We start from the raw sequence: 11,553 nt of genomic DNA on the forward strand, positions 1-11,553 counted from the left end.
TTATTAAGAATGACACACATAGAAAAACTCTGCAATCATCATTTTGACAATTGCAGAGTCGCTCAACACTCATTATTTGGCTGTGAATAGTAACATAACCAATTCCCAGACACAATATGTGGCATAGAAAAAACTCTCGATACGGATTGCTTAATCCAGCACGAGAGTCTTCAAAATCTATCCATCATAGCTTTTTTAAATTCTTTTCTCCCAGACGCAAATCGTCTTTGCATTATGTGTTTCTACACAGTTTTTCGCCAGATTCACCCAGCTTCTGCAATGATCAAGTATTATGGAATCTGATGAAATTACATAATCCTTTTCCCACAACATCTTGTCCACTTCATCCAGCACCTGGATGTCCAGATTAAAAGATTTGTTCTCACCAACTTCCGCTATGAGAGCTTTCAGCCGCCCGGAATTAGAAACAGGCTTATCAAGAAGAATGTGAACCGATGCCACATTCATCTGCTCCAAAACATCAAGCATAATCCTGACCGCTTCTTCCGTTTCCGGAATGATCCTGTAGGTACCACGAAGCGCTGCCAGATCACGGATGGTTCCATCCATGCAATCAAATAAAATAGAATCACTGAGCATAACTTCCAAAGTGATTATGGTATTGAAACCATCAATCCAAACTTCAGCTCCTGACAACGAATGAACCTCCTTAGCTTTTCGAGTCGCGAGCTGTTCTTCTGTAGCAACGCTACGCACTATAGCCATCCGCTGACGATCTGATAAGACATAATGGTTTCCAACAAAAGTTGATGCCTGTTTAAGGTCATAACCTTCGTTAATCAGATAGCAGACATGCCGTGAGGCATGTCTCATTTTCTCAATGGCTTCCGGTGCAAAGTTCTTATCATCCTCCGGAACATAACCCCTCTTAGCGTTCATTGACTTGCCTCCGTTTTCCCATCTCATAGCCCCAGGATTGTGAAGCAGGTAAGCTCCTTAAACGCTTCTTTTGCCCAGGCATCAGCTTCTTCATAGAGCTCAATGCTTTCAGTGTCATCCTCTGGAATGCATTCTCTTACAGCCTTCCAGTTTTCTTTGGTAACCTCAACCATTTCATATGGGTCATAGCCGGGCACGGCTTGACACAAAGCATGGTAAAAGCCCTTGTGATTCACAAGCTCGTCGTCAAAAAGATATATGGACTCCTTACGCCAAAAAGACTTTTCATCCCATCGGCCTTTGAAAAACTCATGATAAGCCGTACTTGTTCTTTGATCATTTGTCACAAAATATTTCATGTTCTTCTTTCCGCCCTAACTCAAGGCTGCAACTACGTTGTGGGTATGCCAGATATGGCAAAGAGTGAACCGGACAGGGTGCCTATGCACCCTGGTTCACGTTTTTGGCAAGCAATGCAACCGGGTACCCGGTTACACTTTTTCCAAATTTCCGAATGGTCGGAATTTTGCAAAAATGCTTGTTAGGGGAAGCCCCTAATACCCCATTCAAATTTTCCAAATTTGAAGCAACGCCCTTCCGGGCTAAGTACTGATTTCTGTTCACCAAGCAGGATTATTTACTGCGCTCCCGCTCATCTTTTTCAAGGAAATCATGAACTCCGTCATGGTCTCTATCTAAGATTATATCAATATTTTTTCTCGCTACGGCAATTTCTGTATAATCTCTTCTGGCTTTTTGATAATCCTTGTAAAGCTCAGATTTTTTAACTTTCAGCTCTGCATATTCAGCCTTTAATTCCTTGATGGTTGGAAGCTTACCACCCTCATATTCTTTGAAATGTTTTCTGGCTTCCTCGTGATCCATGATGTCTTTCAGGAGCTCTTCTTTAACCTTTTTACTATATCCTGACTTCTTATATTTCTGATAGGAATCATTAGTCTGTATGTAAGTTATGATGGCGCCCTGGAGCTCTTTTATCTTTTCCATTCGTTCGTCCATGCCTTTGATTTTCAGCCTCAATGATTCGTAAGTATCAAAGAGTTTTTTGTGAACACTCTTCAGATCATCATAAGAATTCACGTCCATATCTGACAGAAAACTTAAGGTCTTGGCGGTCTGTTTCAGGTTGAATTGCTTTGCCCAGCGTTCATATCCGGAGCCTTTTCCTTCCTGGATCTTCTTCTGAACATCGATCAAAAGGCTAAGCTTTTCATCCCTTGACAACATGTCAGGATTAATGGTTTTGATGCGTCTTCCAGCCAGTTCTTCGTACTGATTATCTTTTCCTTTTATCACAGGAACAGCTTCGCCACGGATCCTTTTTTCTATATCTTCACGAGTGTAACCTGCGCCCAAAGAACCTATTCTGGCAAAAGTTTTCTGCCCCTCGCACTTTAGTTTTGTATGCTTTCCGGACTCATCAACATCGATGTTGTATTTTGTTTTTAGCAGTTCAACCAGTGCCTTAAATGACGCCGGTTTTTCTTTTAACGCATCGTCGATAGCGGTCCTGATATAGTCGCGATGTGAAGGTTTCTTATGATCACCGAGCCACTTGCCATAGGTGTTATTGCCATGCTTTGGATTCTTTATGACTGACAGATTATTCTCCAGACAGATGATGTCATTGACCTTCCTGAGAGCAAAACTCGAGCCCCAGAAGTTTCGAAATTTCTTCCTGGAATCCATAGAAACCGAGTTGAAAATAATGTGATTATGGATATGTTTTTTGTCTGTATGCGTTGCCACAATGAACTGATAATTGCCCTTGGTGAACCTCATGGCCAGGTCATATCCAAGCTTATTAGCCTGTTCCGGAGATATCTCTCCCGGGGCAAAAGCCTGACGAATCTGATATGCAATCACATCAGATTTAGCTCCAATTTTGCCATGATCTCTGTCGTAAATCTGCCTGACAAAAGTAAATTCTTCGGTAACAGTTTCCTGATCACAGCGGTAGGAACTTATGTATTTCCCCTCTTCCGTCTTATCAGGATTTTTTGCATAATCAGTCCTCAGACCAAGTGATGTTGTTAATGATGTTCCGCTATGCGCATGCATGGGAATTAGTCTTGTTGTTGCCATGTTTTTCTCCAAAAAATGGCAGGCATTTGTAGCCCGCCATCACGATTTTGTTATCATGTTTACCTGTCTCAGGATTTCTTTTAAAGAGCCCCACAGCTCCTTGTAATTCTTCTGTATTTCTTCCAGATCGTTCTTATAAACGCCGCCGGTTTCATTGGCATGTCTGGCAATCTGATTTAGGTTGTTTGAGGAATATCTAAGGAGCCTTATAGTCTCACTTATCCCTGTAATATCTACGTTTATCACGTAACCATCAATAGCCATTTTCCTCAGATATGCACCTGTATTCCTGATGTTCGCCAGCTGTTTTTTCTCGCGGATCAGTCGAAGCTCTTCGTCCGAAACCCATAGTTTAATTTGATGTGGACGCTGTCTGGTATAGTTCTCCATTCATCACTTCTCCCTGTCAGGCGAATCCATTTCAAGAGCCTTTATATCAAGCCTTATTGACTCCTTCAAATCATCAAGTCTCTTCTCTATTCTCTCGAGCTCTTTTTCAATACTGTTTTTCTGTTTTGCCACCTTGTAATGCTTAGCTTTACCTACAACACCTTTATGAATATTTCTGCTTGGCTTAGAGCTCGAAATACTGTCTCTGTCGTCATAACCATCATGGGTATCAGGAACATCTACGCCCTGTTCCGTGTCCGAGTAAATCGTCTCTTCTTTTACATCTGGCTTCATCGTCATCTCCTCTTCCTTTCTGTCGAATCTGTGAAATCTGGGACCTTTATCGGGTCTGTTTTGAAGGTAAGCATCCATCTTTTCTCTGGCATAGGAATCTAGCGCTGCAGCGTTCTTATCCTTTGCTATATGCCCCTTAAATTCATCTCTATGGGCACTTATGTATCCGTTTATGATATGAACATCTACGCCCTTTTTTGAAGCGTATTTTGCTATGTTCATAAATTCACCCGGGGATGAGTTTTTCTTTGAATCCGGGGCCATATTTTCGTTTTTCTCACTCATTCTTTTGCCCTTTCTTCAAATCCAGCTCCTCATAAAACTTTGTATCCCGCTCCAGCATCTGGTCTGTAAAAGACTCCATTTTATCCAGGCAATAATTTAGCCAAGGCTCATCATACAGAAGCCTTATATACATGTCTCTGATAGCCATGTAATCATCAAAAAACAGACATGTCCTGATGGTATCCGTCATCTTTTTAGTCTCTTTATCTCGGACCACATGCGAGAAACGGATTATTCTTTTATAGCGACTGTTTTTGTCGAGCTTTATTGCTGTCACTATCAGATTGAACTCATCAAAACACAGCTCCTGTTTGAACTTTTCGTTTGTATGTATTGTGCTGATCATGCTGTCCTCTTTTTATGAAAGCCAGGGCAATGCCCTGGCCTTATCTTTACTTGAATGGCAGATTTTCATCGTCCGGCATAGAGAATGTTTCCTCTGCTTCTGATGATCCTGAGCCCTTGCTATCTGCAAATTCCTGATCTTCTGCAACAACATCTGTCGTGTACACCCGCACACCATCCTTGTTGGTATAGCTGCCAGTCTGTATGCGACCTACAACAGCCACTTTCATTCCCTTTTTGAAATACTTTCCGGCAAAATCTGCGGAAGGCCCGAAAGCAACAATGCCTATAAAATCAGCTGTCTGTTCCTCTTCTGTCTTCTTGGATCTTCTCCTGTCAACCGCAAGTGTATACCTGGTTACGGATGTCGAATTGTCCTGGGCAGGCTTAACATCAGGATCCTTTGTGAGCCTTCCCATTAGTTCAACTTTGTTCATGGCTTCTCCTCCTTAGTCGAATGCATTTGTATCGTCATAGGATGTTTCCTGCTCATCCTCAAACTGATATGCTTCCTCAAATTCCTCTGCTTCTTCCTGGTCCTTCTTTGGCTTATAAACCCAGTAATAGAAGATTACTCCAACTCCAGCCAGTCCTATGAGAATAAAGATAACAATAAGAGATGCATTACCTGACTTCTTGGGCTGTTCAGGCTCCGGTTCCGGAGTAGCTTCCGGCTCTTTTGGCTCTTCTACAAGAGGAGTCTCTTCTTCCTTTATCTGGACTGTCCCGTCTTCTTCCTCTGCCTTTTCTGCAAGAGCTAAGAGATCTCTCTCCTTGGTTGTATCAAGGAAATATACGTTATTGTTTTCCTTATCCAGATCAACAATGAGGTAGAACACGTTTCCGGCATCAGTTGCGATTGTGTAGAACTGTTTTGAGCCGTTCAGGACATTATCTATCACAGTACCAGTTCCGTCATATGATAGTGGAGTGTGATCATCCTCTTGCGCCGGTTCTATTTCAGGGTTCTCCGGAAGTGTCTGTTCGCCTTCCGTTTCAACCGGATCTCCCTGTGCCAGTACAGGCACAGTAAACATGTTTATCAAAAGCCCCATCAGGGCTAATGTCTTAACTACTTTCTTCATACTGCTTTTTCCTCCAACTCTTCTTTCTGAGGTGCCTTTACAGGTTCTGAGACAGGCTTCCCTGACTTTATACTGGCCAAAAGAGCTCCCAGCTCTTCCGGGGAAATATTCAAAGCCCTTATACTTGAAACCATCTGGGCATTTTCAGCTTCCAGCCTCTTGTTCTCTAGGCTCCTTATCCTGTCGTTACAGGCTTTAAGCTTTTCTTCCAGTGCTTTCTTTTTCTCAAGCTCTTTCTCGATATCAACAGCAATCTTCTCCATAACCTTATCCATCTACTCTCCTCCTTAAGCTCTATATCTGCCGTAGCTATAAAAATGTCGTCTCCACCATCCCGTAGTGATGTTGCAGTATTTTACAGGGCTACCACAGTTTATTACCATGTAATTCCCAACGTATATGCACACGTGAGTGACAGGATTACCGGATGCATATGTTCCTGATAAAAACACAAGATCCCCAGGTTTTACCTCATCTGCCGATATCGGATCGCAGTGGTTATACAATTCCTGTGCCGTTAGTCTCGGCATTGATGCGTATCCGGAAGTGTTATACACGTAGTAGACAAAGCCTGAGCAATCAAATCCATCAGGCGTGGTTCCTCCCCAGACATACGGGGTATCTATGAGACTGTCTGCAAGGGAGTACAAAGAAGCGAAAGCCGGATCATCACTAAGGATATTCGCAGGAACCTTGTAAGTATTCCTGGAGCCTCTGCTCATGCCTTCTGAATCGTCGGCATTATACCCATCCCACAGATACGCCTTATGGCCCTTTACTCCAAGCTGTACTGAAAACCTTTCATCACCCTGGCTATCAAGAAGCGCATACGCCGTCTTTACTTCTCCCTGGTTCTTCACATGGACATGCAGAATATGCACATTTACAGTCTCAGTGCCTATATAAACGCCGTGTTCATCGTATTTTGGCTCTTCTCTCTCAACCCATTCATCAGTTGTGTACCAGTGATACTGGGTTTCAAAGAATGTATCTTCATAACCTGTTACAGCGCCTGCAGTAAACGGCTCATGAAGGAGCGCATTTAAATACGTTGCTATCGCATAGGGATTGTGCTCTATTGATGCCACATCAGAGTAGTCATACTCATCATATCCGGGATAGGTGGTTTCAATGTTTGCAACCCAATCCCGCAGCTCATCCTCTCTTCCCTTGTAGTAATCCTCTGCGGCATATATATCCAAATCCTCCGCCAGATACGTTGTTGCAAGACCTGACGTCTCACCGGATGTAAACACCATGGAAAATAGATTCAGAATCATGTTCGTAACAAGAACGACTATAAAGACCGCCCCGCCAATCAAGAGAAGATGCGGTCGTTTTGCAATTTCTTTAGCTAGGCTCTTAAGCATATTCCCAGCCTTTGAAGCAAGGTTTTTACCCTGCTTTTTGGCCGTCTGCCCAGCTTTATTAAGCGTTTTATGTTTTTGCTCAAATATCTTCCTGGAAAACTTCCTCTGATTGGCTTTTTTACGGAACTCTTTGTATGCCTTATGGGAATCAAGGGGCTTATCTTTACTTATTACATCAGACACCTTAAAGTGCCTGTCTCCCTTTTGGAACCATTTCTCCAGGGATTTGGTGTCTCCAGTCTCAAGAGCTTTCTTGTATTCCTTTTCAAATTCCTTGGTGGTGTATCTCTGGGCCCTTACCGCCTTCGCCTTTTGTTTATGCAGCTGCCTGGATATAGCTTTTTGCATGGACGTTTCGGAATCCACAATAAACGAACCATTGCTATCTCCATAAGAGTCTCTGGCACTCTCCTTTGCAGCGAACTTAACAGTGGCAAGCTTCGCCCTTTTAAGCTTGATGGTAGCTTTTACTCCTCCTTTAGCAGCAATCTTCCCTGCTTCTAAAGTCTTTTCTGCCACAAACTCTTTTGCGTTTCCCATTTTTGCAGCACGGAATTTTGCCCCGGAATTCGTGGGTGCGCTGCCACTTTTGAACTCAGCCATTTACCACCTTCATTTCATCAGGTCTGGTCGTAAGCACGTCATAGATCTTGCCCTTGGGGAACTCATCCTTAAACGGGATTATCATCGTTCCAAACCTCATGAGACCTTCTCCTGAATCAGTCTGGGTAACATAGTCCAGCTCTTCATCCGAGATAGACAGGGCTTCCGCCAGAATATCCTTATCTCGCTTTGATTGAGGCAACATGTATATGAATTCGGAATTTGAAAAGATCTGCTCGATCTGTGACGACTTCAACAGGTCAGTAACGTTTTGTGTCAGGCCGGTCGGAACACCTCCCCACTTTCTGAATCGCTTCCAAAATTCCACAAAGTATATGGCTGTCTGGGGGTCGCGCAGCATCAAGTGAAATTCGTCTATGTCCAGTAGAGTCTTTTTCTTCTGATCTCTGTTAAAAGAGACTCTGGTCCATATGAAATTTATCAAGATGACAAGTGCTACCTCCCTCAGATTTGCAGTAAGACGCTTTATGTTAAAGCAGACCACTCTGTTGTTAAGGTCTATGTCCGTATGATGATTGAAAACATTCAGCGTACCTGTAATGTATATCTGGAAACAATCAGCAATTCTCTGCGCTTTGGGGTTTGGATGCTTCCTGAGCGCCTCGTAGAAGTCGCTTAGCGTAGGCATTTCCTCCGCTGTGGGATTTCTTTTCATGCCATACCAATACTTCTCCTGAAGCTCCTCGTACATATTCTTGGCAATCTCATCTACGATACTGACCTCATCACCTTCCAGGCCAGCTCTTATTCCGTTTATCTTCTGACTTGCCACCTGCTCTGCGATTGAGAGTAGGAACTGGCTCTTCATTGCTATTGGGTCCTCATCCTTATATCCGACATCAAAGTTGATATCCATTGGATTTATGTGCTGCATTGAAGATGCTGAGAAATCCACCACCTGCCCGCCAATCAGCTCAACCATGCCCTGATACTCATCTTCCGGGTCGATGACCATAATGTCGCAGGAATCATAGTTAAGGAAATACATCAGCTTTTCACGCTTTCCGGCAAAAGACTTACCACCTCCCGGGACACCCAGATACAGGCCATTGGGATTCTTAAGTGCTGTCCTGTCTGCCAGGATCAGCTCTTTTGTCAGCGGGTTTATACCATAATACGGCGAATTTGGCATAAATATCTTTACTGCTGTAAACGGATTCAGCATGGCAAGCTGGCTTGTCATAATGGTTCTCTGAATCTCAATCTTGTTGATTCCCAGGGGTAGCGTAGATACAAAGCCCTGTTCCTGCTGGTCCCTCAGAAGAATCAGCTGACAAGACTGCTTATTTGCTATCTTCTCAACACTCTTCCATACTGCCGTCAGCTCTTTTGGCGACTGGGCAAAGCATGTTATGAGTATTGTCATGTTAAAGAGATTCTCATTGCTTGAGTTAATCTCTTTGAGCATTTTGGCAGTGTCCTCGCCGTTTGCAGTAAGCTCCGGTGGAAGGATATCGATGTCATAACCTTCGTTAGAGGCATGCTTCTGCTCCTTGATCTTGGAAGAGTTCAGCTGCATATTCCTCTTTTCGATGTATTTCTTTGCCTTTACCCTGTCGATAGGATCCAGGTGAATACTGACAATTATTGGTGTTTCAATGTTCAGGATATCTGTGATCATCCTATCATCCACCAAGGGGCAATCCAGCGAAAGCAGGGACACGTTTCCAAAAACATCTCCCATCCTGAAATACCTGCCATTTACAGGGAATCTGAAGGATATAGGTGCTATGAAATCCTTGGTATTAAGACCATCCTTTGACAGAAGGTTCCAGTTAAAGCGGAACTTATCATCTCCTTCCGGATGCATAGCTGAGTGCAGGACTTTTAATCGCTCAGTCCCATTAAGAACATGACTTCTGGCTTTAAGTCCTGCCTTTTTGAAATTCTCCTGTACTGCGCTGTCTACATCCTTCATCTTCTTGGCAGCCAGCTCAGGGTCCTTCTCTTCAATAACGTAAGTCAGGTACCTGTTCTTTTTTATTCCCTTGTTGCCTTTTCTCTCCTTGTCCAGAAGGATCTCAGAAAGCTCATCCCTGAGCTCATCGTAGCCGTCATCCTGTCCAAGGATATATAGTGCTTTTCTTATTTCTTCCGGGGTTATCCTCGTATTCATGTAGGTCATTTCAACATGGGTATCCTCGGTAAAATAGTTATAAAGGTCAGAAAGCTTGGAAAATACAGTCTTTTTGTCTTCATTGTCTTTGAGCTCATAATTGATATCTTCAAAAGCAATGGTCTTGGAAAAGCTGTATCCATCATGCTGGCACATCCCATTGCGGTACATCGCCTTATAGGGAATGGTGCCCTGCGCAGTCAGAGGAAACTTTCCTTCTTTCTGAGCTTTCCTTATGGCTCTCTCCAGCTTTTTGGCATCTTCTTTGGAGATTTTTCCATCTGTACCCTTTATGATCAGTTTTTTATTTTCTTTCTGTTTTCCCATGAATCCACCTCAGGCTGTTATACTATTGTCTTTTTGCTCTTTATTTGCTCTAAACAGCCTTATTTTGTTATTAGCCTTAGATTTATGCCTTAAAGACTTTTCTTCTCTCTTTTTGGCTTTAAATGCTTTTTTCACGGCCGCCTTTCGAACAAAGCCCTTATACTTCTCCTCAAGCAGAATCTGCTTCTTTATCGCCGTATATCTGTTATCCGTTGAAAAAGGCCTGTTTGACTGTGTTAGGAACACCAGACGTATCTTGTCTCGGATAAGCTTCTCCACATATCTCCCATGCACATCCTCGTAGGTTCCGCCGAAAAAGATCGGAATACTGATCAGGCAGATGATAAGGCATGCAAATGTGTTGTCCATTCCGCTTTTCAGACATAAAACGTAAACTGGCGCATCAATCAGAATTACAATTGCGAAGCATACAACCTGCCTGATGGTAAAACCGGAAATCGGCTTATCCTTGATCTTGTTCAGGTCACAATGATTCTCTGTATATGCCATCTATCCTTTTCCTCCTAAATCGCTTAATGGGCGCCAAGAGTGACATCTGCGACCTTCTTTGTTGAAAAGAGTCCCATACAAAGCGCCAATGTGTACATAAGAGTGCTCCACGCCATGGTGCTTATGGTCAGATCGGTCCTTGTAGCCAGTTCTGAGATCAGCACTTCAAAAATCGCAATGATGATCAGCGTAAAAAAGCCTTGAAGTCCCAATGATGCCAGATTCTTTAAATAGTTCTGTCCAGTCTGGTTCTGTCCCTGATCCATAAGTGTTGCCATAGGTATTGCTGCTGCGGAAGAATATACAAGGATACTGATTATCCTGAAATACATAGCCACTTTGCACAGCACAGCAACAATGCTGACAAGAACTTTGCACATCATAAGCTGAATAGTCATACCCAGGACTTTTCCTATGTCTGTAGGATCTACCAGATCAACCAGGTCATTTAGTTTGTCCTGAAGATTGATATCTGCTTCTGTCAGAGTTATGATCGCGCCTGCCTTTGCCAGTATCCATCCAACAACATCGAATATCGCAAGGACAATGTCATAGGTCTTTGTCACAAGTACGATTCCGATCGTGGTATACAGGATCCACTTGAACACAGGCATAAATGTCATATCTTTGTATGTGTTCTTATCCTCGATGATCTTGATGAAATTGATGGTCATCAGATAACAGAGAATAAGGCATGCAACTGGCACTATAGCTGTATCAGATATTCTTCGTATCATTGTAAAAAGCGTTGCATCATATGTTCCGGGATTGACATCAATTAGACCTCTGACATCGCCAGTCAGACCTGATAACGCTTCAAAAAAGTCATTGGCCGCCCCCTTAAGCATTTCTAAAAACATAGCTTGAAAATAGTTACTTAGCCATTCCATTTTGTTTTTTCCCTTTAAGAAAAGGGCTTAATTCAGCCCTTTCCTTGCATGTTATTAAGTTAATGTGATCATTCCAGAAAGCTTTGGTACAAGTACCTGTCCTACAGCGATGATGATTGCACCACCGATGAACATGGCAATACCAGTTGCTCTTACAGCCGGGTTATTATCAGCCTGGGACTTACCTACTTCTATCAGGCCTCCTATAATTGTCGCTGCCCCCAAAAGTGTCACAATTGTCTGGAGCAAACCTACTCCTGTTGTAAAGAACTCCATGATTCTCCTCCTTTTTCAGTGTTTTTTATAAATAA

General features: G+C 43.0%; 14 protein-coding genes. All 14 read right to left on the minus strand.

Translation table 11 applies throughout. From position 1 onward, the window contains the following. Nucleotides 1-195: 195 nt before the first annotated feature. The gene (locus tag G632_RS20575; RefSeq protein ID WP_035783044.1) at nucleotides 196-900 is read right to left on the minus strand and encodes a DUF434 domain-containing protein; all 705 of its coding nucleotides are present in this window, start codon (nucleotides 898-900) and stop codon (nucleotides 196-198) included. Nucleotides 901-923: 23 nt separating this feature from the next. Then, nucleotides 924-1,259 (minus strand): hypothetical protein, encoded by a 336-nt coding sequence (locus G632_RS0116825; RefSeq protein WP_022770699.1) that lies wholly within the window; start codon nucleotides 1,257-1,259, stop codon nucleotides 924-926. A gap of 274 nt (nucleotides 1,260-1,533) precedes the next feature. Further along, complete coding sequence (locus tag G632_RS0116830) at nucleotides 1,534-3,006, minus strand: relaxase/mobilization nuclease domain-containing protein (RefSeq protein ID WP_022770700.1); 1,473 nt, start codon at nucleotides 3,004-3,006, stop codon at nucleotides 1,534-1,536. 39 nt (nucleotides 3,007-3,045) lie between these two features. Then, nucleotides 3,046-3,396: a plasmid mobilization protein gene (locus G632_RS0116835; protein WP_022770701.1), complete on the minus strand. Its 351-nt coding sequence runs from the start codon at nucleotides 3,394-3,396 to the stop codon at nucleotides 3,046-3,048. Between the two features lie 3 nt (nucleotides 3,397-3,399). Beyond that, nucleotides 3,400-3,975 (minus strand): hypothetical protein, encoded by a 576-nt coding sequence (locus G632_RS0116840; protein ID WP_022770702.1) that lies wholly within the window; start codon nucleotides 3,973-3,975, stop codon nucleotides 3,400-3,402. After that, nucleotides 3,968-4,321, minus strand: coding sequence for a hypothetical protein (locus tag G632_RS0116845; RefSeq protein WP_022770703.1), 354 nt, complete (start codon nucleotides 4,319-4,321; stop codon nucleotides 3,968-3,970). The genes G632_RS0116840 and G632_RS0116845 overlap by 8 nt, the downstream gene beginning before the upstream one ends. A gap of 46 nt (nucleotides 4,322-4,367) precedes the next feature. Beyond that, nucleotides 4,368-4,757: a single-stranded DNA-binding protein gene (locus G632_RS0116850; protein WP_022770704.1), complete on the minus strand. Its 390-nt coding sequence runs from the start codon at nucleotides 4,755-4,757 to the stop codon at nucleotides 4,368-4,370. 12 nt (nucleotides 4,758-4,769) lie between these two features. Continuing rightward, nucleotides 4,770-5,405, minus strand: a complete 636-nt coding sequence (locus tag G632_RS0116855) for a CD1107 family mobile element protein (protein WP_022770705.1) — start codon at nucleotides 5,403-5,405, stop codon at nucleotides 4,770-4,772. Continuing rightward, the gene (locus tag G632_RS20580; RefSeq protein ID WP_022770706.1) at nucleotides 5,402-5,680 is read right to left on the minus strand and encodes a DUF4315 family protein; all 279 of its coding nucleotides are present in this window, start codon (nucleotides 5,678-5,680) and stop codon (nucleotides 5,402-5,404) included. Before G632_RS20580 ends, G632_RS0116855 begins: the two co-directional genes overlap by 4 nt. A 12-nt stretch (nucleotides 5,681-5,692) precedes the next feature. After that, a complete protein-coding gene (locus G632_RS0116865; protein WP_022770707.1) occupies nucleotides 5,693-7,378 on the minus strand; it encodes a C40 family peptidase in 1,686 nt (561 codons plus the stop codon). Then, entirely contained in the window at nucleotides 7,371-9,842 is a 2,472-nt protein-coding gene (locus G632_RS0116870) for a VirB4-like conjugal transfer ATPase, CD1110 family (RefSeq protein WP_022770708.1), read from the minus strand. The genes G632_RS0116865 and G632_RS0116870 overlap by 8 nt, the downstream gene beginning before the upstream one ends. Before the next feature lie 9 nt (nucleotides 9,843-9,851). Beyond that, entirely contained in the window at nucleotides 9,852-10,352 is a 501-nt protein-coding gene (locus G632_RS0116875; RefSeq protein ID WP_022770709.1) for a PrgI family protein, read from the minus strand. A gap of 23 nt (nucleotides 10,353-10,375) precedes the next feature. Next, entirely contained in the window at nucleotides 10,376-11,242 is an 867-nt protein-coding gene (locus tag G632_RS0116880) for a VirB6/TrbL-like conjugal transfer protein, CD1112 family (RefSeq protein WP_022770710.1), read from the minus strand. A 54-nt stretch (nucleotides 11,243-11,296) separates the two neighbouring features. Then, nucleotides 11,297-11,518, minus strand: a complete 222-nt coding sequence (locus G632_RS0116885; RefSeq protein WP_022770711.1) for a Maff2 family mobile element protein — start codon at nucleotides 11,516-11,518, stop codon at nucleotides 11,297-11,299. Between the last annotated feature and the right edge of the window lie 35 nt (nucleotides 11,519-11,553).

It is taken from the genome of Butyrivibrio sp. NC2007, from assembly GCF_000421405.1.
Lineage (GTDB): Bacteria > Bacillota > Clostridia > Lachnospirales > Lachnospiraceae > Butyrivibrio.